At 52.0% G+C, this 22,459-nt stretch carries 21 protein-coding genes, 6 tRNA genes and 2 riboswitches; of the genes, 3 read left to right on the forward strand and 24 right to left on the reverse strand.

Features of this window, described 5'->3' with window-relative positions; genetic code table 11:
- From MOMUL_RS12060 to MOMUL_RS15855, 3 genes are all read right to left on the reverse strand, one after another.
- Nucleotides 1-538: HAMP domain-containing protein (locus tag MOMUL_RS12060; RefSeq protein ID WP_153018396.1), on the reverse strand; the 538-nt coding region annotated here is incomplete at its 3' end.
- A gap of 46 nt (nucleotides 539-584) precedes the next feature.
- On the reverse strand, nucleotides 585-1,106 hold the full coding sequence (locus MOMUL_RS12065; protein ID WP_062285247.1) for a cache domain-containing protein: 522 nt from the start codon (nucleotides 1,104-1,106) through the stop codon (nucleotides 585-587).
- A gap of 586 nt (nucleotides 1,107-1,692) precedes the next feature.
- Nucleotides 1,693-1,781: riboswitch (cyclic di-GMP riboswitch) on the reverse strand.
- Nucleotides 1,782-2,253: 472 nt separating this feature from the next.
- Complete coding sequence (locus MOMUL_RS15855; protein WP_084785628.1) at nucleotides 2,254-3,267, reverse strand: HD-GYP domain-containing protein; 1,014 nt, start codon at nucleotides 3,265-3,267, stop codon at nucleotides 2,254-2,256.
- A 624-nt stretch (nucleotides 3,268-3,891) separates the two neighbouring features.
- On the opposite strand from MOMUL_RS15855, the gene MOMUL_RS12085 reads away from it, so the two are divergent.
- Nucleotides 3,892-5,841 carry an N-6 DNA methylase gene (locus MOMUL_RS12085; RefSeq protein WP_064774416.1) on the forward strand — a complete coding sequence of 650 codons (1,950 nt, stop codon included), beginning with the start codon at nucleotides 3,892-3,894 and terminating at the stop codon, nucleotides 5,839-5,841.
- 6 nt (nucleotides 5,842-5,847) lie between these two features.
- Here the strand turns inward: MOMUL_RS12085 and MOMUL_RS16305 are convergent, their stop codons facing one another.
- From MOMUL_RS16305 to MOMUL_RS12095, 3 genes are all read right to left on the reverse strand, one after another.
- A complete protein-coding gene (locus MOMUL_RS16305) occupies nucleotides 5,848-7,059 on the reverse strand; it encodes a hypothetical protein (protein WP_153018397.1) in 1,212 nt (403 codons plus the stop codon).
- Between the two features lie 200 nt (nucleotides 7,060-7,259).
- Nucleotides 7,260-7,348: transfer RNA gene (locus MOMUL_RS12090), tRNA-Leu, on the reverse strand.
- Nucleotides 7,349-7,490: 142 nt separating this feature from the next.
- Nucleotides 7,491-7,913, reverse strand: a complete 423-nt coding sequence (locus tag MOMUL_RS12095) for a PaaI family thioesterase (protein ID WP_062285251.1) — start codon at nucleotides 7,911-7,913, stop codon at nucleotides 7,491-7,493.
- 56 nt (nucleotides 7,914-7,969) lie between these two features.
- On the opposite strand from MOMUL_RS12095, the gene MOMUL_RS12100 reads away from it, so the two are divergent.
- Nucleotides 7,970-8,185, forward strand: a complete 216-nt coding sequence (locus MOMUL_RS12100) for a hypothetical protein (protein ID WP_062285252.1) — start codon at nucleotides 7,970-7,972, stop codon at nucleotides 8,183-8,185.
- 124 nt (nucleotides 8,186-8,309) lie between these two features.
- Here the strand turns inward: MOMUL_RS12100 and MOMUL_RS12105 are convergent.
- The 4 genes from MOMUL_RS12105 to MOMUL_RS12120 form a co-directional block, all read right to left on the reverse strand.
- Nucleotides 8,310-8,385 (reverse strand) — tRNA-Cys (locus MOMUL_RS12105).
- Nucleotides 8,386-8,397: 12 nt separating this feature from the next.
- Nucleotides 8,398-8,472: transfer RNA gene (locus tag MOMUL_RS12110), tRNA-Gly, on the reverse strand.
- A gap of 106 nt (nucleotides 8,473-8,578) precedes the next feature.
- Complete coding sequence (locus MOMUL_RS12115; protein WP_062285253.1) at nucleotides 8,579-9,256, reverse strand: potassium channel family protein; 678 nt, start codon at nucleotides 9,254-9,256, stop codon at nucleotides 8,579-8,581.
- Nucleotides 9,257-9,512: 256 nt separating this feature from the next.
- Nucleotides 9,513-10,433: a helix-turn-helix domain-containing protein gene (locus tag MOMUL_RS12120; RefSeq protein WP_062285254.1), complete on the reverse strand. Its 921-nt coding sequence runs from the start codon at nucleotides 10,431-10,433 to the stop codon at nucleotides 9,513-9,515.
- 223 nt (nucleotides 10,434-10,656) lie between these two features.
- Between MOMUL_RS12120 and MOMUL_RS15860 the strand changes: the two genes are divergently transcribed.
- On the forward strand, nucleotides 10,657-10,872 hold the full coding sequence (locus tag MOMUL_RS15860) for a Uma2 family endonuclease (protein ID WP_084785630.1): 216 nt from the start codon (nucleotides 10,657-10,659) through the stop codon (nucleotides 10,870-10,872).
- A 13-nt stretch (nucleotides 10,873-10,885) separates the two neighbouring features.
- Here the strand turns inward: MOMUL_RS15860 and MOMUL_RS12125 are convergent, their stop codons facing one another.
- The 14 genes from MOMUL_RS12125 to modA form a co-directional block, all read right to left on the reverse strand.
- Nucleotides 10,886-12,037: a M24 family metallopeptidase gene (locus MOMUL_RS12125; protein ID WP_062285255.1), complete on the reverse strand. Its 1,152-nt coding sequence runs from the start codon at nucleotides 12,035-12,037 to the stop codon at nucleotides 10,886-10,888.
- Nucleotides 12,038-12,144: 107 nt separating this feature from the next.
- Nucleotides 12,145-12,220 (reverse strand) — tRNA-Phe (locus MOMUL_RS12130).
- Between the two features lie 5 nt (nucleotides 12,221-12,225).
- A tRNA-Asp gene (locus tag MOMUL_RS12135) sits at nucleotides 12,226-12,302 on the reverse strand.
- Between the two features lie 5 nt (nucleotides 12,303-12,307).
- Nucleotides 12,308-12,382, reverse strand: a tRNA-Val gene (locus MOMUL_RS12140).
- Nucleotides 12,383-12,457: 75 nt separating this feature from the next.
- A complete protein-coding gene (gene speB / locus MOMUL_RS12145; protein WP_062285256.1) occupies nucleotides 12,458-13,345 on the reverse strand; it encodes an agmatinase in 888 nt (295 codons plus the stop codon).
- 61 nt (nucleotides 13,346-13,406) lie between these two features.
- Nucleotides 13,407-14,258 (reverse strand): polyamine aminopropyltransferase, encoded by an 852-nt coding sequence (gene speE / locus MOMUL_RS12150; protein ID WP_062285257.1) that lies wholly within the window; start codon nucleotides 14,256-14,258, stop codon nucleotides 13,407-13,409.
- 72 nt (nucleotides 14,259-14,330) lie between these two features.
- Nucleotides 14,331-15,947 (reverse strand): Na/Pi cotransporter family protein, encoded by a 1,617-nt coding sequence (locus MOMUL_RS12155; RefSeq protein WP_169802202.1) that lies wholly within the window; start codon nucleotides 15,945-15,947, stop codon nucleotides 14,331-14,333.
- Nucleotides 15,948-15,998: 51 nt separating this feature from the next.
- On the reverse strand, nucleotides 15,999-16,706 hold the full coding sequence (gene phoU / locus MOMUL_RS12160; RefSeq protein ID WP_062285259.1) for a phosphate signaling complex protein PhoU: 708 nt from the start codon (nucleotides 16,704-16,706) through the stop codon (nucleotides 15,999-16,001).
- Between the two features lie 133 nt (nucleotides 16,707-16,839).
- On the reverse strand, nucleotides 16,840-17,364 hold the full coding sequence (mobB, locus tag MOMUL_RS12165; RefSeq protein WP_062285260.1) for a molybdopterin-guanine dinucleotide biosynthesis protein B: 525 nt from the start codon (nucleotides 17,362-17,364) through the stop codon (nucleotides 16,840-16,842).
- 32 nt (nucleotides 17,365-17,396) lie between these two features.
- The gene (locus MOMUL_RS12170) at nucleotides 17,397-18,683 is read right to left on the reverse strand and encodes a molybdopterin molybdotransferase MoeA (RefSeq protein WP_084785631.1); all 1,287 of its coding nucleotides are present in this window, start codon (nucleotides 18,681-18,683) and stop codon (nucleotides 17,397-17,399) included.
- A gap of 63 nt (nucleotides 18,684-18,746) precedes the next feature.
- On the reverse strand, nucleotides 18,747-19,352 hold the full coding sequence (gene mobA / locus MOMUL_RS12175; RefSeq protein WP_236713105.1) for a molybdenum cofactor guanylyltransferase: 606 nt from the start codon (nucleotides 19,350-19,352) through the stop codon (nucleotides 18,747-18,749).
- A 17-nt stretch (nucleotides 19,353-19,369) separates the two neighbouring features.
- Nucleotides 19,370-20,470 carry an ABC transporter ATP-binding protein gene (locus MOMUL_RS12180; RefSeq protein ID WP_062285262.1) on the reverse strand — a complete coding sequence of 367 codons (1,101 nt, stop codon included), beginning with the start codon at nucleotides 20,468-20,470 and terminating at the stop codon, nucleotides 19,370-19,372.
- Nucleotides 20,467-21,270 (reverse strand): ABC transporter permease, encoded by an 804-nt coding sequence (locus tag MOMUL_RS12185; protein WP_062285263.1) that lies wholly within the window; start codon nucleotides 21,268-21,270, stop codon nucleotides 20,467-20,469. Before MOMUL_RS12185 ends, MOMUL_RS12180 begins: the two co-directional genes overlap by 4 nt.
- A gap of 42 nt (nucleotides 21,271-21,312) precedes the next feature.
- Nucleotides 21,313-22,191, reverse strand: coding sequence for a molybdate ABC transporter substrate-binding protein (gene modA / locus MOMUL_RS12190; protein WP_201786520.1), 879 nt, complete (start codon nucleotides 22,189-22,191; stop codon nucleotides 21,313-21,315).
- Between the two features lie 88 nt (nucleotides 22,192-22,279).
- Nucleotides 22,280-22,417: riboswitch (molybdenum cofactor riboswitch) on the reverse strand.
- Between the last annotated feature and the right edge of the window lie 42 nt (nucleotides 22,418-22,459).

Here is a 22,459-nt window from a genome sequence, read left to right on the forward strand (position 1 = left end):
TGGAGGTCTCTTCGCTGTTGGCTTTAACTTGCCCGAGTTCGGTATAGACTTTCTCCAGGCTTGAGGTTATGTTCTCGATGAGGCCGAGTATCTCCTGCAGGTGGTTCGATTGTTCCCCTGCCCCCGCCGCCACCTGTTGGATGGCCTTGGCCACTTCGCCGGAAGAGGAGGCGATCTCTTCCGAAGACGCGCTTAAAGCTTCCGAGTTGCCGGCCAGGGTTTTAGCGTCATTTCTAAGGCCCGAAAGCAGTGGTCTGAGGTTGGCCTGCAGGCGGTCGACGGCCTGGGCGAGCTTTCCTATCTCATCCTTCATGCGTAGGTATTTTTCAGGCACCGGCCGGGTGAAGTCGCCGTTGGCTATAAGCCCCAGATCGTCGACCGCCAGGATTAGTGGTGTAGTGATGGTTCGAGTAAAGAAATAAGTAATTACGGCCAAAATCAATAAAACAATAATACTGATAGTAACCAAAGAACCGGAAAGGGCCTTTCTGGACTGGGCAATCTCCCGAGCTACATCATTTTTGGCAACCTCTACCATGGATAAATAAGTGCCCGTCCCGACCGCTAACTCGGAGTTGCCAAGTTTAAGAGGGGCTATAATAAGAGATTTTTTCCTCTTCCTTGTTAGTCTTGGGGTTGAGCCAAATGTAAGACACAAATCCCCCGCCGTTCTGGGCCACTCTGATGAATTCCTGAACCACTTTCTTGCCGGATTTATCCGTTAAGTCCCAAAGATTCTGGCCTTCCTGTGACTTGTTTTCCGGCGCCACTACCCTTATACCATCATATCGGTAAGCAAAAAAGTATCCAGCTTCGCCATACCTGCTGGCATCCAGCGTTTTTCTTATAAGCTCAATAAGCTGAGCTTCCGGTATAGTGCCGGCATTACTTTTATACATATCGGTTAAGGAGGATACCATAGAATCGACTGTGTTTTTGAGGCCACTTTTTACTTCATTTAATACGTGTTGTTGTACTATTGATTGAGATTTAAAGGTAAGATTTGCCAGAGAAACGTTGGCAATAATCAATTGAACTACTACTGTTGCTAGTATAGCTATAAGTGTCAGTGCCATGAGCTTGCTTTTTATGCTTCTCAGAGACATTCTCTATCTCCTCCCAGTATACATAAAGTAATGGAACACGCGTCATTTTCATGTCTTCTTCGATAGCGGCGCTGGCCTGAACATCGCGGCGCCCCCGTTCATCCCAAAGCCGGCATAATCTTCGGTTATCACCTCCCTATTGCATACGCTCCAGCATTTCCTTCTCTTCTACCTCGAGGAGCAGTTCCAGTTTGATTATGATGATGATCTTATCGTCCTTCTTGGCCAGCCCCTCCACAAAAGCGGCGTTTACCGTCGTAACATCGGGTGCAGTCTCAATACTTTCTCTACTTTAGAACCACAATTACCAACTTCTTCCCGTATAGGTAGCCGGGTAAGTGTCCGTACTTTGCCCTCCTTAATCTTGACTATTAGTTCTTCGTACGCAGCCAACAGTTCGTTAATTTCTTCCTCAGTTAATGGACCATCAACCATACTTTGCTCCCCCGTAAACAAATGTCCAATGATTTCTGGTGGTAGGTGCTGCCTGGTTTGTTACCCTACTTAGCATTTAACCATAGCCTTGAGGATGTTTCCTTACTGCCGCATGGTAAAGGAAAATACTGCCAGTAAAGGGCCAAAAACCTACGGCCGCCTGGCGATCATACCCATGCAAAGGGCTTTAAACCTATGGCTTTGCGCCCCTGCCTTTCGACAGGTTTGCCTTGAGTGTAAGATACTTAGGGAGGGAAAGTGAGTTTACCGTTGGTTTAGGGTAAGTATGGATTAAAGAAGAATATTTTCGCGGGCGAGGCAAAGGAAAAGAAGGCTAAATAGAAAGAGGATGTAAAGAAGGTTTATTTCCAATAACCGGAGGTTATGGTAATCATACCCCCCCCATTTACATTTATTGGCAATTACGATTTCGCGATTCATCGTGCCTTCCCTTCTTTACTAACCTGTTTTTATTTTTAATTCGACAAAAAGTATCTTTTATTTAGGCGTTCAGCCATTGGAATTTCGGCCTTTTGTTAGAATTGCCGTTTCAGCGTCCCAATCACAGGCCGAGAAGAGACGCGGTTGGCGTGTTTGGCCACATCACATGTCTTTCTCCGCGCGCAGGGAGTCCCGATAGGACACCAGCGTGGCGCCTATTGTTAAAATAATAAGCAGGAAAAAAGCAGTCATTAATTTACCGCGCAAGTTGTTAAAGGCTATTTGCCTCTTTTTCCTCCTCGCGGTTCTGGGTAAGGCCGTCCCCGGCCAAAATGCGGCAGAAAATGTCCACTATTTCCGGATCAAACTGGCTACCGGCACAGCGCCGCAATTCCTTCACGGCTTCATCCGGAGCCAGGGCCTGCCGGTAAACTCGGTCGGTAGTCATGGCGTTAAAGCAGTCGGCCACGCTTAAAATACGAGCTTCCAGGGGTATGGTCGCGCCCTTCAAGCCCCTGGGATAGCCGCGACCGTCGTATCTTTCGTGATGGTACAGGACTGCCCGAGCAATGATTTGTTGATTGCCAGTTACTTTTTTGATTATCTTATAGCCCAGTACGGGGTGGTGGCGGATGGCCTGCCACTCTTCTGGTGTCAAAGCACCCGGCTTATTTAGGCAGGCGTCGTCAATACCAATCTTGCCGATGTCATGGAGCAGCCCGGCCAGGTAAAGGCATTCCTGGAAGTGCGGCGATAAGCCTAAACTGGCTGCTATCCGGCGCGCATAGGCGGCTACCTGGCGCGAGTGCCGACCGGTATACTGGTCGCGCAATTGCAAGGCTTCCAGCAAGGCTTCCGTCGTCAATTGCAGGTTGCGCCGCAATTGCTGGCGCTGCCGGGCCAGGCGCCTTAAGAGTTCGATGGTCACGGGAACGATTAAATAAAAGCCCGTTACCACTAAAAAATCAACATAATCGCTGGCCCTCATGGCTGAAAAAGCCAGGGGGTTCGTAAACATGCGCAGGCAGCCGGCAATCAGGGCAAACGTCAAGCCTTCAAGAAGAGAATTCCATGCGGCGACGGTCACCGGCCCGAGGTAGAGAAAATCAAGAACGATCTGGTAAGACAGGCTCCGGGCATGATTGTTTAACATTGTAACTGCCAGCAGTGATAAAGCTGCTGCGCTCCGCAAGAGCACCCTGGCCGCAGGGGAGGTAAAAATAAGATTATTGATCGCCCATTTGTTAGCGATGCCCTCACTATACAGTCTTTGCCCTCTGCCCATTTTATGCGCCCCCTGCAAGTCCCGGGTATTACAGGGCTGCTGGATTATCACAGTTTTTTAGGGAACCGGTGTCCGGAGGCGCGCGCAGTAGGGACTGCCAGAGGGGGCCGGCATTGCAGATAGCCCAGGTAAAAAAGATTCCCTGTGGTAAAAAGTTGCAGGTTGGACTTTTGAGGAAAGCAGTTAAGCTGCGGCTGTGAAGGCGGGATGGTTTTCTTTTTGCAGGTAATAGTATTAATTCTATTTTCTGGTAATTATGAGATAAATCCCCCCCCCCCCCATTGGCATTTATTGGTAATAATGATTTGGTCCTTCATCTTTCCGGCCTTCTTTATTTTGATTTTTATCTCTTTTTATTCCTTTGTTCGACCTTACTTTTATTATTATTCGACAAAAAGTATTTTTCTCCTCCTTTGCCAACTATTTTAATGAAAATGTCGCTAATCAGAACATCACCTGAATTCTTTCTTAATACTTTGAAAAACATTCTAGAGAAAACTATTTTCTTTAAAACATATTGTGTAGTTATAAAACCCAAGGATCATTTAATGATCCATTGACGTGATATAACACTTAATGTATATTATTACTGAAATAATTTCTAAAACGAGGTGTCTAATGGAAATGAAAAATATCGAATGTACAGTTTCACAAAGCCTTGATACTCCAAAAACTGTATTACGGAGGATTAGAAACTATATGGCCGGTCAAGTAGTCGGCATAACACGCGATGAAACCCTACTTGAGGAAGTACTCAAATGCGCCTATTGTCGAGTATACTTAGAACGTGAAGGAATAGCTTTTTCAGCCAATGAACAAGTTGAGGCTGAGTTTCTTGCTAAGCAATATCGCCAGGCATTTCATCGTATTTGCAACAAGTTCCCTACTCTTTTTGAAAATAATAACGAAATATTATTGGGTCCTAATCACATCGCCTACATAGACCGTGAGTTTGCTACCCTTAATATATTAGATAAAACTTATGATATCATTGGTGACATCTATGAAACTTTCATTGGTTCAGCCTATAGAGGGCAGGAAGGCCAATTCTTCACGCCAAAAATAGCTACGAGTACATTAATTGAATTAACTGCGCCTACCTCAAATGACCTTATCATTGATCCCGCTTGTGGATCCGGCAGTTTTTTACTTGAAGCTGCAAAGTATATTAGCACATCTAGCAAAGTTTCACCTGACCGTATTCATGGCATTGACAAAGACGCCGACCTAGTTCGCTTGTCTCAACTCCACTTAGCCCTCCAGTTCGATACACTCTTTCCTATCAGCTGTACTGATAGTTTAGTTTGGAAAGGCAATGGCTTTGAAAAGTCTGCAACAAAGGCTTTGATGGGGAAATTTACGCTAGTGCTGACCAATCCTCCTTTTGGTTCTAAAATTGTCGCTCTCTCTAACGATGCTCGAAACTCCTTTGAACTCGCTCATAGATGGCGTTTTTCAAAAAGTACTGGACGTTATCAAAAGCAAAATATACTAGCAAAAAACACTCCACCACAGGTTCTTTTTGTTGAACGTTGTATTTCCCTTCTTGCACCAGGTGGTCGGCTCGGCATTGTATTACCAGAAAGTGTATTATCGAATCCAAGTCATCGATATGTGGTACAATATATCCTCGACCATACAACCCCAGTTGCAATTATAGGTATGCCAGAATCACTTTTCAAGACGAGCGGCCGGGGTGGAACTCATACCAAAGTTTGCCTTGTTGTCTTAGAAAAAAAACCACTTGCTATTAACCATAATATTTTTATGGCTGAAGCTAAGTGGTGTGGCCATGATAGCCGGGCACGGGAAATCCCGAAGAACGATCTTCCTGTTATAGTTGAGAAATTTAAAGCCTTTAAAGCAGGTAACGACATTGAACCTGACCATCTTGGTTTTTTAATTTCTTGTAAAGAACTAAAAAATAATGTCCTAGCCCCACGTTTTTATGAACCTGAATCTAAACACATGTTAATAAAGCTTAGTAAAACACATGACTTTTACAGGGTCTCTGAGCTGGTCCAAAATCGTATGATTTCTATTTCAAGTGGTGATGAGGTAGGCAAACTCGCATATGGTACAGGTAATATCCCATTTGTGCGTACCTCTGACTTGTCTAATTGGGAAATCAAGGTTGATCCTAAACATATGATAAGCAGAGAAATCTACCAAAAATATGCTGTTAAACAGGATGTAAGAGAAGGCGACATTCTTATGGTTCGTGATGGTACATACTTAATTGGTACTTGTGCTTATGTATCCCGTTACGATACTGAAATTGTTTATCAAAGCCACATCCTTAAAATCCGTGTCCATGAAAATGCTCCTTTCGATAGCTATTTATTACTGGCAATCCTCTCCTCACCACCTGTAGTTGCCCAAATCAAATCTATGTCTTTTACGCAGGATATTATTGATACACTTGGTGATCGAATTTATGATCTTGTCCTTCCAGTTCCTAAGTCAAAAATTCGATGCCGTGAAATCTCAGAGATGGTCAAACGTGCTATAGAAAGCCGCATTGAGGCTCGTGAGTTAACTCGAAAGGCACGTGAAACTGTGGTTGCACCTTAAAAATTACTACCACTGGAATCTAGGTTTACCCTGGTATTCTCGAATATCATTTAATAACGACCATAACATTTCAACCTTCTCGTAGAACTCTCGAGAAGGTTTTTCTTTTTCCATATCCCGTCTAAGATGATACATAACTGCATCAACTAATTTAACTTCAATTTCTTGCACGGTATCGTTTCCTTGAATACGATTTCCATCATCACTTTGCCATGCTATATTTTCCCATGTGTGCCTCCCGCCCCTCGTTAATGGAGTAATATGACCTACATGATAAGCTGATCTCCCACCCTGGGTATTAATTGCTGCTTGAACGTAGTCAATGAAATTTAATACTCGCCCCGTTACAAAGCACCGTCTTGGATGTGATAAAAAAGTACGTCTACGTGCTTCAATAATTTGGGATTTTATTTTATCTGGTAATAGTGGTGCACCGGCAAACTCATATAGTTCTGCTAATAACTCCAACTCAATCATTGCACATTCGTAGTGAGAAGCATATTGGTTACTACTCGGCCAAGTTGCCCACCTTACATCACGATTAGAGAAATATGGTGGCATAGTTACTTTGTCTGTACAATAGGCCTTAACTTGGATTTTATCTAATGCATTTTTAATTGCATTACTTGGCACACCAGCCCTTCTTAAATGTGAACGCAAGATATTGCGAAGTGTATAGATAATATGTAACGGTTTCATCCAGCCTACATTCGTATGCTCATGGCGGCCGCCAGCATTTAATTCAACCCGGTATGAAGTAGGAATTTCGTAATTACCCAAACGCTGTGTTGTATAACTCAATGCACGTTTTATATCATCTCCAGAAATCATTTTTCCAGTGTGTACGCAAATTAGGCTATGTGGCTTAAATGATCTACCAAGTGTTTCTTCAACAATTTTAATATCCGAATCCGGTGGTATAGATATTCCATAAGCTTCCAAAAGCATGGCTAACAATGTTTCATATACCCGTTGGCATTCTTCTTCTGTAGCATATCTTGGATCCTCGGGCGTAAGGTAGCTTGTTTGATTATTGATATCCCATCGATTAAAGAAAGGGGTTTTATTACATGATCGATCATCTTTTCGTGGTTGACGGATACATGAAGCAAAAAGCCACAACCGCTTCTCTAGTTTGTTTGCTTCATTATCAGACAAATTAAGACTGTTTTTTACATATTGTAGTAGTTTTGAAGCCTTATTATTAGGGTTTGCCATAAATACAACATCTCCTGTACCTAAGAATCAAAGTCCTTTACCATAACTCCGAGAGCTTTGGCGATAACATACATAGAAAAACCACCTTTTTACAGGTGGTGGTAGGTACACGAGATTATTTTTTCGCTGCCCGATACTATATTGAAAAGAGGGTCATTTGGGTTAGTTCCTATAAGCCCATAGACCGTTAATTCTCAAGGTGGTGCGAGAGGCGGGACTTGAACCCGCACGGACCAAAAGGTCCACGAGATTTTAAGTCTCGGGCGTCTGCCGGTTCCGCCACTCTCGCAGGCAAATAATATTATAGCATATAACGATGGGGGTATTCAATACTAAGTTTTAAACTTCCTTCACCACCCGCCGGAGACACTGCGGTATTTTACTGGGCGGTGTGGAATAGATGTCGCCAGTATCTCCCGGTGAAAACCGGATTATTTCACATAAAATATTCCCCCGGCGGTTGCCACCGGCTGGCCGGCAACAGCCATCCTTGCTTCCGTTACTACTATCCGCTCGCCGTTATGGATTACCATCCCCCGGCACTCCACCACTTGGCCGGCCTCTACCGGCCTTAAATAACCAACCTGCAGGTTAAGGGTAACAGCCTGCCTGCCAATAGAACGTACGGCAATACTCATGGCCCGGTCGGCCAGGGCAGCATATACGCCCCCGTGGAGGATCCGCCAGGAATTGAGATGCCTGGGAAGAACTTTCAAGCGTACCAGGCTCCGCCCCGGCCCTACTCCGGCTACTTCTATACCTATCAACTCGGTAAAGGGATTGTCCGGTTGAACGATGGCCTGCCATTTTTCCGCATCAAGTTCACCTGCTGCCCAGGAAAAATCCCCTCCCATAATGCCACCCCTTCTGCTATAATGAATCGCAAACGGGTTACCCTGAAAAAATTACTGTGTCTCCTAATGCCATAAAGGATAAAGGTGGGATTAATCTGGCAACTTTACAAGAACGCATCAACCAGCTGCAGGCGGAAATTGCCGATTTGAAGCGGCGTTTCCCTGCCCATTCTTTAAAGCCTGCCATGTTTCAGCAACTGGAAGACCTGGAAGAGGAGCTGGAAAAGTTGCTCCAGCAACAAAATGAGGAACAATTACATCCTAACAGTTAGCTGCTGATATGTCAACTTCTGGGAAGCAAGATGCTGCAGCTTCAGGCATAAATTGCAGGCAACAACTGGATAATACAAAAAGACCATTTTGCCTACCTGCAAAATGGTCTTCCAGCTACCAACCTGGAGGCGCGGGCCGGATTTGAACCGGCGAATAGCGGTTTTGCAGACCGCGGCGTTAGCCACTTCGCCACCGCGCCAGGGTAAAAAAATGGAGCGGAAAACGGGATTTGAACCCGCGACCCCCGCCTTGGCAAGGCGATGCTCTACCGCTGAGCTACTTCCGCTCGCTCACTGCATGTTAGATTATAGCACGGGTAAAAAGTCCTGTCAAGCATCCGCGATCACTCAAGGCTAACCAAAAGTATAATCTTAACGGAGGAAGTGGGGCCATCATACGGCCCCACTCTCGCTCCTGCCCGTCAGGATATACTCCAGTTCCGCCTGGACAGACGGGTTAGTGAGGGCAAAGACCAGGTCCCCTGCTTTCAGGACCGTATTGCCACAGGGGACAATGGCCGTATCACCCCGGACAATAGTCACCAGGATACATTCGTTGGGAAAGGGTATTTCCTTGATTTTCCGCCCCAGGACAGGGGCATCAGGACCAAGTTTAAACTGGATCATTTTTAAATCCTTAATGCCCTGCATCCACAGGGCCGTAGTCGCATCCATATCCACCCTTTCCTGGATTAATCCCAGGATAAGGGATGCCGGGCCAATTACCTGGTTAACCCCCAGCCAGCGGAAGAGCTTCTCATTGCCCGGATTATTCACCAGGGCCAGGGTACGTCTGGCTTTAAACTGGCGCTCCGCCAGCTGGCAGATTACCAGGTTATCCTGGTCGTCATCCGTGATAGCAATAACTATATCAGCCTCTCCAGCTCCGGCCTTTTTCAAAACCTGTGGTCTGGTACCGTCACCAATGACTACCGGCAGGCCAAGTTCCTGTTTAATTTTCTCACCCTTTTCCTGGTCATGTTCCACCACCACTACTTCACAACCGCAGGCGGCACACTGTTTGGCTACCTGGTAGCCAACCTTACCGCCACCGACTACGACAATCCTCATGACCCAACCCCTTTCTGCTATAACTATTCGCCACCACATACCCGCTTCCTGCCGCTGGTAAATTTTATTCTTTCCGGGCTGGTTTCTGCACCGGCCGGCTATCTCTGCGCCAGGAGGGCCAGGCACAAATTATCAATATTTAAGGTTCGATGATTTGACGGTGGCCATTAATGACCTGGCCCGGACCCGAAGGGAAAACAAAAGCAGCCCCTTGTGACATGGGAGGAGCTGCTTTTCAAGTTTTAAAACATATATTTTAACTTACCCCCACGACCTTACGGGCCTCTGCGAGGAGCTGAATACAGGTAGGCGGCGGCGTTGGTTCAGGTCGCCCGGAGATCCGGGCAATCCGGCTTAAAGCCTGCCATCGTTGCTGCATCCGGGCGTGGAGGCTGGCGACATAATCCCCCAGCTCGCCATCAAGCCAGGCTTCCAGGTAGTTGCGGACGTAATCGCCGCCAGAGGCATCCACGATTTTGTAATAGGCAGCGCGGGTACCCCGGACGCGGCCATTGGTGGTATAGGGCAGCCACCAGGGCCGGTAAGGCTCGTCCACATTATCGCTGTGTAAATAACGGATATACCTGTTGCCGGCAAGGACCGCCAGGGCCGGTTTCATCCAGAAGCGGGCGGCGGCGCTTACATGCAAAACACGGCCTTCACCCAGGAGGATAAGCTGCCACTGGAGGGCCCGGGCCTGGTGCAGGTAGGTGCTGCCTGCTTTTGAAGGCAGGCCCTGGAGCTGGAGGACGGCGGCCTCGTGGGGGGAGAGATCACCTTCCATAGCCCGGCGGGCAGAATTAAAGCTAATAACCTGCTGGACGGCAGTAGCAGCTATTTCCCCGCCAGCTCCCTGGCTACCATCCTGGCCTGTGATGATGACTTCCGTTCCCTCCAGGGTAGGGCTACTATTACTACCCTGTTCCTTCAAGGCCTGCAGTGCCAGCCGCACGTCTTCTTCCAGTTCCGGCCAGATGATATCCGTCCTGTACTTCCAACCGGAGCCGAGTTTGGCGGCCACTCTTTCCAGCTGGGATTTAACTGTACCCTGCTGTAAACCTAATGCCGTTGCTATCTCCCAGCGCTTTAAACCGGCCCGGGCCAGGAGGGCCACCTGGAGCTCAAGGTTTGCTAAGTTGAGACGGGCATCAATAACTTTCTGGCAGCTGCGGTCCATTTGGCTTTATATTTAACTCCTGCAATAGTAACATGATGTATAACTAACTCTTATACATATTCTGCAACTAGGAAAATAATCCTGCTGCCTCGTCCCCCTAGAAATTTATTATGGTATAATAAACCAGGAAAGGAGGGTTTATTATCATCTTTATCAGCAATAACCGCCGCCAACGCCTGACGCCTAAAAATGTCCAGGGGGCGCCGGACCTGGTGGTAGAAGCCTGGATCGTAAATTAAAGCGTAATCTTTATGGGCGCTATGATGTTCTTGAATACTGGCTCTTCGACCCGGACCTTCGCCTAGCGGAAATCTTCCGTCGCGACGAGGCCGGCCACCTGGTGAAGGCGGCCGAATACGAAGATGAAGGCGAGCTGACCTCCCCCCTGTTGCCAGGCCTGGTCATAGATTTAAAACTCCTCTGGCCGGAGGAAGTATGACCCCAGTGTTTCCTTAATACGTCAGGCTTACTGCTCCATTTTCCGTAACCACATATGTATCCTCTACCCCGGCGCTGCCCTGGCCCGGGAAGACAAATTTGGGCTCCAGGGCAAAGGCCATACCGGTTGCCAGGACGGTCTGATCCCCCCTGGCAATCACCGGCCACTCGTTCAATTCCAGCCCGATGCCATGGCCAATATAACTCACCTGGCGGCCATGACCCATAAAATGTTCGCCCAGCCCGGCCCGGCTGGCCATCTTGACGGCCAGGTCATAAAGTTCGCCTGCCGTTACCCCGGGCCTGGCCTTCTCCGCCACCCTAGCTGCTATTTCCATGGCTACTTCCTGGGCTTTCTGCAAAACAGGTGCTACGTCTGCGTCCAGGTAAATGCGCGTCTGGTCGACGGTATAATCGCCATACACGCCGGCGTAGTCAATGAGCAGGGGTTCTCCTGCTTCCCAGCGGTGCCGGCTGGGACCAAGGGGGTAAAGGGGCGTTAGGCCCTGGCCTGCCAGGGGAATATCGAAACAGGAAGCCAGGGCCGAATTGGCCCCGGCCGCAACTATGCCCGGTATCATTCCCTGCTCCTGGCCACGGAAACGTTTCGTACCCTGGTGGCCCAGGCGGCGGGCATAGCCTTCAAACTCGGCGGCAATTTCCAGTTCTGTCATACCCGGCCTTATTACGCTACTTATGTACTTGAAGACCTCGGCGTGCCTGTCCGCTGCATACCGCAGGGCTTCCAGTTCGATGCTGGATTTGAGCATGCGCTGGGACCGCAATATTTTACTTATGTCCACCCACTGGCAGTCCGGGAAAAGCTCCTGGTAACGACGGAACAGGCTTAAAGGGATGACGTCCATTTCTAAACCCAACCGCTTAAGCCCGCTCCAGCCGGCTCCTGCCAGTAGGCCGGGTATTTCTTTAAAGCTGCTAAGAGGCAGTACCTGATTTAAGGCAGCCTCGGCCTGCGCCCGGGTGGTATCCCGGTAGGCCAGGAGCAAGGGTTCTCCCGTCGCCGGGACAAACAGGTGGCAGCTCTGGGCCGTACCGCTCAGGTAATACAGGTCGGCGGCCTGGAAAATGAGGGCGCCGTCTAATTCCCGGGCCTGCAGGGCCTCCTGGAAACGCTTGAGACGCTCTTTGTATTCAGTTGTGGTCATTGCCAGCCTCCATGATTAGCCTTTTTAATTCTTATTCTAACCCACGAAAATGCTCCTGGCAACCACCGGGATAATAAAAAGGCCTGGTTTCTCCAGGCCTTCCGTGCTGGTGCCTCAGGGCGGAATCGAACCGCCGACACGAGGATTTTCAGTCCTCTGCTCTACCAACTGAGCTACCGAGGCATGTCTGGCGGAGCCGACGGGATTTGAACCCGCGATCTTCGGCGTGACAGGCCGACATGTTAAACCGCTACACTACGGCTCCTCTTCTGGTGGGCAGTGGCAGGATTGAACTGCCGACCCCCTGCTTGTAAGGCAGGTGCTCTCCCGCTGAGCTAACCGCCCTCATGTACCTGTCGCGTAAGATATTATAGCATGGTACTCCCCGTAAGTCAAATATATTTTCTCCGTTAGGTTATTTTACCTTCCCCAGGCAAGGATGGCCTCGCGGATGATTTTGCCTGCCAGGATGGCGGTAATATTGCCATGATCGTATGCCGGGCATACCTCTACCAGGTCAAAGGCCACTACCCTGGCCTGTCGCAGCAGGTAGATAACCTGCAGGATCTCCCGGGGCGTACAGCCACCCGGTTCGGGGGTACCGGTGCCGGGGGCGAAGGCAGGGTCCACGACGTCAATATCTATGCTGACATAAAGGGGGCGGGAGCCCAGTTCGGGCACCAGCTTCTCCAGGGGGGTAGTGATGACGTCCATAAAAAAATTGGTTTCTTCCTGACCGTAAGCAAATTCCCCCCATGTGCCTGACCGGATACCAAACTGGTACAGGTTCCCGGGGCCGATTTCCTCCGCCACCAGGCGCATGACGGTGGCATGGGAAAGCCTTTCCCCCAGGTATTCCTCCCTTAAATCGGCATGGGCGTCAAAGTGGAGGACGGCAAGATTGGGGTAGTAACGGCGGGCCGACCGGATGAGGGGGTAGCTCACCAGGTGCTCACCCCCCAGAAAAAGGGGGATCTTCTTGTCCTGGAAAAGGGCGGCAGCAGCAGCCTCCATACGTTCCAGGTTGGCCTCCAGCCGGCCCGGTACCAGGTCAAGGTCACCGGCGTCGTAAAAAGGCACCTGCCCCAGTTCTCGCTGCAGGTAAGGGCTGTATTCCTCCAGGACTTCGGACACGGCACGAATGGCCTGGGGGGCCCAGCGGGCGCCGGGGCGAAAGCTGGTGGTAGCGTCAAAGGGGATGCCCGCCAGGACCACCCGGGCGCCTTCATAATTATCCCCGCTGGCCAGGAAGCCCTGGTTTTTTACATAACCTGCCAGCACTTGAATTGTTTCCTCCGTTTCAACCATTTTTACATAACTATATTACCTGGCCGGTACTGGGCGCGGGACCCTGCAGAGAGGGGCCCACCTAAAACTCCTCTTCGTCCCGCTTTTCTAGAATCTCCTGGACGAAGGGGGGCAGGGCAAAGGCCCCCTGGTGAATAGCCGGGGTGTAGTAGCGGGTCACCAGCTGGGGTGCCTTTTTCCAGTCGACCTCCAGGGGATCATATTCCTTGCTCCCCAGGCTGAAGCTCCAGAGGCCGCCGGGGTAAGTGGGTACCGTTCCCAGGTACAGGCGGGCAATGGGGAATATCTCCGCCAGGTCGCGCTGGATGCGGCGGATGAGCCTGCCGTTAAAGAGGGGTGACTCGGTCTGGGCTACAAATAGCCCGTCCGGCTTCAAGGCCCGGTAAACGTTGCGGTAAAACTCGGCACTGAAGAGACCTACCGCCGGGCCAATGGGATCAGTAGAATCAACGATAATCACGTCATAGGCATTTTCCATCTGGCGGACGTGCTCAATGCCGTCTTCAAAACGGATCTCCACCCGGGCATCATCCAGACCGCAAGAAATCTCCGGCAGGTATTCCCGGGCGTTAGCCACCACCCGGGCGTCAATCTCCACCAGGGTAGCCTTTTCAATGCTGGGATGTTTGATAATCTCCCGGATAACACCCCCGTCACCGCCGCCAATGACCAGGGCCGTGCGGGGATTGGGGTGGGTATTTAAGGGTACGTGGGCGATCATCTCGTGGTAAAAGAATTCATCGCCAACGGTTGTCTGGATAATGTTATCCAGGAGCAACATGCGCCCGTAAGACTCCGTTTCTACCACCGCCAGGTCCTGGTAGGGCGTTTTTTCATGGTGCAGGGTTTTTTTCAGCTTGACGGATATAGCCAGCCCGGGGGTTTGTAGTTCGGAAAACCAGATGCCTTGCAAAGTCAACAACTCCTTCCTTTTATCCAGAAAGCTATCATAGCAAAAAAATACCTTTACCTCAAGGCCTGCTGGCTAAATAATGCCCATGACCGCCTGGGCTATACTGACGTTATGGATGTTGAGACGCAGGAGCTGGTTAATAAGGTCCATGTGAACGGACGTGGTTTCTAGACTCAGGCGGTTTTCCTGCTGCAGGCGCTGGAAATGGGAGTAGCGCAGGTTCTTTTCCAGGCGTAAGATCTCGGGATGACCCTTTATGACCCTGGCGGCCATGGCTTCGTCACCGGCAGCAAAGGCCTGGATGGCCGTCGTAAAGTTCTCCTTAACTTTATTGAACATCTCCTGGAGTTCAGCCTGCCCCGCAGGGGAAAATTCCACCCCGCTGGCTTCGATTTTCCGCCACTGGTGGGCCATTTCCACGACCACGTCGCCAATATGCTCCAGGTCGTTAGCTATATAGAGGAGCCTGGTCTGGGCCACTAACTGGTCGTCGGTAAGGTTACCCTGGTTCAACTGGGCGAGGTACCTGGCCACCGCCCGGTAGAGATAGTCAAGGATATTATCCAGGCCGCGCAGCTTTTCCAGCAACTCAACCTCCCGCTCGGCCAGGGGCTGCATCACCCGGGGAAACATTTCTTCCCGGATGAGGCCGGCCATGCGTAAAAGCTCCTGGGTCGCCCGGGCCAGGGCCAATTCGGGTATATCCAGGACTTCTGTATCCAGGTATTTGGCCACCTTTTCTTCCTCGGGGGCGTCGGGAAGGATCCTTTCCATAAGGCGGCCTACCCACGGAGTAAAGGGAAGAAAGACGAGCATGTTAATAATATTGAAAAGGGTGTGGCCGTTGGCCACCTGGTGGGCAATATCCGGGGATGTCACCCGGGATAAATGGCTGTACAGTCCCAGGAAGGGTAAAAAGAGGAGGACCCCGGCCAGCTTAAAAAAGAAATGGGCCAGGGCCACCCTTTTGGCTTCCCGGGAAAGGGCAATGCTGGAAATGAGGGCTGTAGCTGTGGTGCCCAGGTTGGCCCCCAGGACCATGGCCAGGGCAGGCTCCAGGGGCAGGGCTCCCTGGGCGGCCAGGGTCATGGCCAGGACCACCGTCGCCGTGCTGGCCTGGACAATACCGGTAAAAAGGGTCGCTGCCAGCATCATTACCCAGGGGTGGGCTGCTATGGAGCTCAAGGTACTCACAAAGCCGGGCAGGGTATTTAAGGGCGCTACGGCCGTACCCATGAGGGCCGCACCATAAAAAATAAGGCCGAAACCGAGGACGGCCTGGCCCAGGTGGTGCCAGCGCAGGCGCCTGGCAAAAAGATAAGGTATGAGGCCGGCCACCACGGCCCAGAGGGCGTAGTCGCTGAGGCGCAGGGCAATGAGCTGGGCCGTCAGGGTAGAGCCAATGGCCGCCCCCAGGATGACCCCCAGGGCCTGGCCCAGGCTCATGAGTCCCGCGCTGACAAAGCCCACCAGCAGCACTGTGGTGACGGCGCTGGTCTGGAGGAAAATGGTCACCACCAGCCCGGCCAGCATGCCAAAAAAGCGGTTTTTCGTTACTGCCCCCAGGAGTTGCTGCACCTGGCGGGCTGCCGCTTTTTGCAGGCCGGTGCTGATGAGGTGCATCCCGAAAAGGAAAAGGGCCAGCCCCCCTGCCAGCCCGGTGGCGATGGTAAAAAACAACGTGCTCAAGTTATTACCCCTCTTATTATTACCCCTCTTAAATTGCCGGTGTTGGCCCTTTTATTGCCGCAACCCCGGCAGGACGGTTTTCTGTGGTCCCTGGTAGTCTTTGAAGGCGCGGCGCTGTCCTGTCTCCAGGTAGACGACCATCTCAGCCACGTTCACGGCATGGTCGGCAATACGTTCCAGGTAACGGGCCACCAGGGCGAGATAACTGGCCTGGTCGACATATTCCGGCCCCCGCTTCATAAAGCCCACCAGTTCGTCGTACAGGTCTTCAAAAAGACGGTCGACAGCGTCATCGGCACGGACTATTTCCCTGGCCGCTTCCAGGTCGCGGTCCACCAGGGCCTGGAGGCTTTGCCTCAGCATGGCCCGGGCCAGGTCGCTCATCCGGGGAATATCCACCAGGGGCTTAAAATACGGTCCCAGGCGGGTGAGGCGTTCGGCCACCTCGGCAATATTGACGGCATAATCGCCGATGCGTTCCAGCTCTTTGCCCACCCGCATTACAGTGGCCAGGGTACGCAGGTCTTCGTCAGTGGGTTGCTGCAAAGAGATCAGGTCCAGGGCCGCCATCTCGATATCGTAATCCAGGTTATCGGTAACATCGTCCCCCTCAATCACCTGCCGCGCGAGCAGGCTGTCCTGGGCCTTCAAGGCAGCCAGGGCCTTATCCACCTGGCCGGCAACATAATCACCCATCCGTAAAATTTGTTTTTGCAATTCCATTAGCGCCCGGTCATAGGCGTTAAGTGGCCGGCCCATGGGAATCCCTCCAAGAGACAAATTTACCTTATATTATATTCCTCTTGCCACCGGGGATAAAGGGCCGGCATACTGATTTTTTGCCCGGCTTTCCCGGGCTTTGGTGAAAGCTCGAGTTCCCCCGGTTTCAGGGTTAATTGCCCTGTTGCCGGGCCCGGCCTGCCGGCGCCAGGATCCTGGCTTCAATCAGGTCCACCAGGCCGGCAGCATCGTCCAGGTCATAGCAGGGGACGTCAATGGCCAGGGGTTCGTCGGTGGCCACGGCCAGGAGTTCTCCCGCCGTGCAGAGGAGTTCGCCCCCCACGGCCGCCCGGTGGACTTCAATCTTGGGCTTGTCGCCGCGCTTATAGCCCTCGGTGATGATGAGGTCGACATGATGGATGCGTTCCGCAATGGCGTCCAAGGGCAACTCCGTATCTACCTTTTCAATGAGGGCTATTTTGGTGGGTGAAGAGATGACGACAACGTCGGCACCGGCTTCGGCGTGGCGCCAGGTGTCTTTGCCGGGGCGGTCAATGTCGAAGCCGTGGGTATCATGTTTGATAGTAGCGACCCGGTAACCTCGCCGTTTTAACTCGGGCAGGAGTTTGGTGAGTAATGTTGTTTTCCCGACGTCGGACTTGCCGACAACGGAAATAATGGGAGTTTTGCTTGTCATGGAAAACCTCCTTACTTTTACCGTTGTTGCCTTCAGCTAAGCATAATCACCGTTACTTCCTCCCCGGGCCCGGGAGCAGTACCGGGTGGCAGGTCAATTAGAGCGTTGGCCCCTATAGCAGCGCGGATGCCGCCGGGCCGGCGCGGCAGGGGCGTAACCTCCCAACCGTTGCCGCTGGCCCGGGCCTGGGCCCAGAGGAAAGCCCGTTCCACCCGCGGCCGGTCGATGGCTGCCGCCAGCCTGGCCGGGAAAGTTACCGGCGCCGGTTCCCTACCTCCCAAGGCCCGGATAACCGGCCTCGCCAGGAGGTAACAGGCCACCAGGGCTGCCGGCGGGTTACCGGGCAGGCCCAGCATCAATTTTTCCCCGGAGCGCGCAGCTATGACCCGCCGGCCGGGGCGGATATTTAGTTCCGTAAAGAGCACCTCGCCCCCGGCCCGGGTAAAGGCGGCGGCTGTGAAATCACCGGCGCTGCCGCCGGCACCGCCGGTGGCCAGGAGCAAATCGCCTTCTTCCAGGGCAGACCGGTAGGCCCTTACCTGTTCCTCCAGGTTGTCAGCCAGGGGACCCAGGGATATTACCCGGCCGCCGGCAGCTTCTACGGCCGCTGCCATGGCGTAAAAGTTACTATTATATATGCGGGGAGGTACATTTACGCCGGGGTAACCCGCTTGGTGGCCGGCAGGGGTACCTGCCGGGTTGCTTTTTAGGAGGCTTCCCTCCTTGCCGGCCGGGTCCAGCAACTCGCTACCGCTGGTGGCCAGGACCACCCGGGGCCGCTGGTAAACCAGCACTTCCCGGAAGCCCAGGGCTGCTAAAAGGCCGATTTCCGCCGGTCCCAGGGTTGTACCGGCGGCCAGGACCTCTTCCCCTGCGGCCACTTCGGCTCCAGCCAGTTCCAGGTAGCGGCCGGGAGGCAGGCCGGGTACGCTGATGAAATCACCCCGGCGCCCTACCAGTTCCCTGGGGACAATGGCCACGGTCCCTGCCGGTGGCCGGGCGCCAGTAAAAATGGCTGCCGCCGTCCCCGGACTTAAGGTTATATCCGGGTTGCTCCCGGCCGGAACCGTCCCCAGGAGGCGGTAGATTACCCCCGGACCAGCAAGCCCGGTAGGGATGGTACCAGGGGCGGCAACCGGCGGCCCCAGGGCGTAGCCGTCGACCAGGGAGCGGGGAAAGGGAGGAAAGGGACCCGGGGCTGTTACCGCTGCCGCCAGCACCCGCCCGGCAGACTCCTCCAGTTTCACTTTAACCAGGCCGGGCGGTTTTAACCCGGCCAGCAACATCGCCCGGGCCGCCTCCAGGGATAAGAGTGACATGCCATTGCATCCTTTCGCCAGGAATAGACGAATTTATTCCCCTCCTGCCGTCAGGGGCGCGCCTCACGGCAAGAGGTCCTTCTCATGCAGCATTCGCCGCGCCCGGGCCAGGTCGGCCGGGGTATTGATATTAAAGAATATCTTCTCCGGGTCGCTGAAACCTGCGAGCCGGTCAATGTCCACATAACGCACCTTCACCCGGGGATAAAAGGCAAAGGCCTGGTAGTTTCCCCCTGCCAGGCAATCTTCAATGGCCCTTAAACAACCCCGGGAATAAACAGCGTGCAGGGGCTGCAGGTACTCACCCCGGCGCGGTACCACCACATCATAACCCGGCGCCTGTTCGAGGAGGTATTTGATAAAATCGGGGGCCAGGAAGGGCATGTCGCAGGCCACGATAAAGTTGTGCCAGTACGGCGATGCCAGGAGCCCGGCATGGAAGCCGCTTAATGGTCCCCTGCCGGGGATAACGTCCGGGACCAGGCGTGCCTTTAAGTCCCGGTACAGCTCCGGGGTGTTGGTGACAACGATTATCTCGGGAAATAACGGCCGTAAAGCTGTCACGACCGTAGCCAGCATGGACTCCTGCCCCAGGGGCAGCAGGGCTTTATTGGTACCCATGCGGGTACTTTTGCCTCCTGCCAGGACGATCCCGGCTGCTTTGTACACTGCAAGTTGCGCCTCCGTTATCCTTCTTCATCTACCGGCAAGACCCAGAAAGAATCTTTTTTTAAAGATACAGTCACGTGGTTACCTATACTGATAGCCATGTCATGGTAAATATAACCCGGCAGCTCCAATTCAATCTCTATTCCTGTACCGGCAAGATCTAAGAACAATAAGTAACTGCCAAACTGGTCAAAAATCCGCCGGACAGTGGCGGGAAAAATATTGGACCGCACCCTTGGTGTCAAGGGACGGTCAGGGCGGATGATAACGACTTCCCGCGGGTTAATGCCAAAATGGATTTTAGCGCCCGGCTGCAAATGGTGGATTGCCGGCAGTCTAAACTCAAGTCCCCGATCATTTTGAGCTACAATTTCTCCGGTTGAAAGGGTAACCACCCTGCCGCTAAAGGTGTTCCGGTTTAATAATAACCTGGCTACTGCCAGGGTGGCTGGCCGGCGGTAAATCTCGTCCCGGCTGCCTATTTGCTGCAAGCGCCCGTCCATTAAAACGGCAATTTTATCCCCCAGGAGAAAGGCTTCCTGGAGGTCATGGGTGACATGGATAACTGTCACCTGAAATTGGGCGAAAATCTCCGGGAGTAAAAAAATTAACTGCCTCCTGGTAAAACTATCCAAAGCGGAAAAAGGTTCATCCATTAGTATAATATCGGGTTCCACCAGCAGGGTCCTGGCCAGGGCCACCCGCTGTTTTTCGCCACCGCTTAAAGTCAGAGGATTAGCGCGGCTTAAAAGGTGTTCAATGCCGAGTAAAGCCGCTAATTCCCTGGCCCGCTCGCCGGCCCTGGCAGGCGGGATCCGGTTGGGACGGGCGCCAAAGGTGATGTTTTCCATGATCGAAAGGTGGGGAAATAAAGCCAGGTTTTGTTGAATATAACCAATCTTCCGTTCTTCCGGCAAAGCACGGGTAACATCCCGGCCGGCAAAGAGTATCCTGCCTTTTTGGGGTTTTTTAAGGCCAGCCAGGGTATCTAGCAGTACTGTCTTCCCGGCACCGGACGGCCCAAGAATAATCAGATATTCGGCTTTGTTTACCCTGAAGGAAATGTCGCCCAGGTAAAAACCGGGGCCTGCCACGGTTAGATTTTCAACCTGGATCACTGGTACAATGCTCCTTTATCCGTCAGTAAACGTAAAGCCAGGAGAATTAAAAAAGCCATCAGAACTATAATGCTTACCAGGGCCACTGCCTTTTCGATCTTTACAGCAGAAAGATTTAAATAAATGGCAATGGGCAAGGTCTCAGTTTTCATCTTGGTAGCTCCTGCCAGGGTAACGGTGGCGCCAAACTCACCCAGGGCCCGGGCCCAGGAGAGAATAAAGGTAGCCATAATGCCGGGCCTGGCCATAGGCAAAGTCACCCGCCAGAAGGCCCCGGCCCTGCTTTCCCCCAGTACCCGGGCCGCCATTTCATAGGCCGGGTCGATGGCGTCAAAAATAGATTTCATCAAACGAATGGCCAGAAAAATGACAATGGTAGCCTGAGCCACAATAATGCCGGTCACGTTAAAAACTACCGGGAAAAAATGCTCCTGAAAAAACAACCCCGGAGCTGTGTTAAAAAAAATCAGCAGCATCGCCCCCAGGGCAACGGGTGAGATGACCACCGGCAGATCCATAATGGTATCGATAACCGCTTTAGCCGGCACGGTAAAGCGCGACAGGGCATAACCGGCAGGGATGCCAATTAAAAGGGCCAGTGCAGCCACTACAAGGGCTGATTCTAAAGAGAGGGCCAGGGCAAAATGAACCTCCCTATCTTTCAGGCTGCTGAGAATTACTTCTTTGTTCAAATAGCTAACCTGGGAGAATAAAAGCAGCAAGATATACATTAACACCATGGTAAGAAGGCCACTAAAAGCCATGGTAAAGGCCTTGGCGGCAATTTTTTTCCGGCCCACTTTCCTTCTTCACCCTCATTCTTAAAACCCTGGCCTGGCAGCTTAGCGCCAGCCTGCAGGCAACTGGTATTCGCCGCCTACCGGGGCCTCCGGAGCAAATTTACGCGCCTCTTCGACGCTTCCCAGGTAACCGTATTTCCGAAAAACCTCTTTACCCTGTTCTGAGGTGAGAAAAGCCAAAAATAAGGCGGCCAGCTCCTTTTGTTGGGAAAAACTAGAGATGGCTGCGGGAATATAACCAATGCGGGTTACCTGTTCTGGTGGCAAATAGATAGTTTCAATCTTAGCCGGGTCCCACTTTTGGAAGACATCCCAGCCCATAACGGCGTCAACTTGCTTTAGGGCTACGAGGTTGGCTGTTTTCTCGCAGCTTTCCGCGTAAGTAACAATATTCTTTTTAACCTTGTCAGCCAGGCCAGCTTTCTCCAGGATTTCTACCCCATAAAGGCCTACGCAAACCGTCTCGGGACGCGCCAGGCCGACCCGCATCCCGGGCCGGGCTAAATCGTTTAAAGACCGGATTCCTTGCGGGTTGCCCTTTGGTACATTAATTGCTGGTATAAGGTAGACCAGTACCTGTTCGGTTTTAGGGTCCACAACGCCCTCTTTCTTGGCCATCTCCATGAAATCAGAAGAACCGGGGATGTAAATATCGCCCTGGCGGGACAATTTCATCTGAGAAAGGACGGTACCCGAACCGCCAAAGGTAAGGTTTACTTTAACGCCGTACTTTTGCATAAAAAGCGTGGCAATCTCCTCCAGGGGAGGTTTACTGGCCGCCCCGGCAAAGACCTGTAGTTCTTTAGTTTCTCCTTGCCTGGCCGGAGTTACGCTTTCCTTTTGCGAGGTACAACCAGCTAAAAAAAGAACTGCCAGCATTACCAGTATAGTAATGACTGCCATCTTCAAGATTCGTCTCAAAGTTAATCAACCTCCCGCAGTTTTATCAGCCTTCCGGTCCTACATAAGTAAATGCCCCGGCTCGCAAAGGATGCCGGGGCAACATTGACCCTGCCACGCTGCATCTCCTTTCCGAGCAAGGGAGGCAGGCCCGTTTCCCGGCCTACCCCGTGGGTAATACGACCCAGGCCGGTGTCCCATAGGCTGGCAGCCCTTAGGTAACACCGGCTCGGAGATGGTATTTAATTTATTTCATCATACCCTTATCCCTTTGTCCCGTCAAGATATT

Source organism: Moorella mulderi DSM 14980 (assembly GCF_001594015.1).
GTDB lineage: Bacteria > Bacillota > DSM-521 > Neomoorellales > Neomoorellaceae > Neomoorella > Neomoorella mulderi.

Coding starts and splice junctions, on each gene's coding strand:
- MOMUL_RS12065 (WP_062285247.1), bottom strand. CDS start 1,106: ATGTCTCTGAGAAGCATAAAAAGCAAGCTCATGGCACTGACACTTATA.
- MOMUL_RS15855 (WP_084785628.1), bottom strand. CDS start 3,267: ATGGGCAGAGGGCAAAGACTGTATAGTGAGGGCATCGCTAACAAATGG.
- MOMUL_RS12085 (WP_064774416.1), top strand. CDS start 3,892: ATGAAAAATATCGAATGTACAGTTTCACAAAGCCTTGATACTCCAAAA.
- MOMUL_RS16305 (WP_153018397.1), bottom strand. CDS start 7,059: ATGGCAAACCCTAATAATAAGGCTTCAAAACTACTACAATATGTAAAA.
- MOMUL_RS12095 (WP_062285251.1), bottom strand. CDS start 7,913: ATGGGAGGGGATTTTTCCTGGGCAGCAGGTGAACTTGATGCGGAAAAA.
- MOMUL_RS12115 (WP_062285253.1), bottom strand. CDS start 9,256: ATGAGGATTGTCGTAGTCGGTGGCGGTAAGGTTGGCTACCAGGTAGCC.
- MOMUL_RS12120 (WP_062285254.1), bottom strand. CDS start 10,433: ATGGACCGCAGCTGCCAGAAAGTTATTGATGCCCGTCTCAACTTAGCA.
- MOMUL_RS12125 (WP_062285255.1), bottom strand. CDS start 12,037: ATGACCACAACTGAATACAAAGAGCGTCTCAAGCGTTTCCAGGAGGCC.
- speB (WP_062285256.1), bottom strand. CDS start 13,345: ATGGTTGAAACGGAGGAAACAATTCAAGTGCTGGCAGGTTATGTAAAA.
- phoU (WP_062285259.1), bottom strand. CDS start 16,706: ATGGGCCGGCCACTTAACGCCTATGACCGGGCGCTAATGGAATTGCAA.
- mobB (WP_062285260.1), bottom strand. CDS start 17,364: ATGACAAGCAAAACTCCCATTATTTCCGTTGTCGGCAAGTCCGACGTC.
- MOMUL_RS12170 (WP_084785631.1), bottom strand. CDS start 18,683: ATGTCACTCTTATCCCTGGAGGCGGCCCGGGCGATGTTGCTGGCCGGG.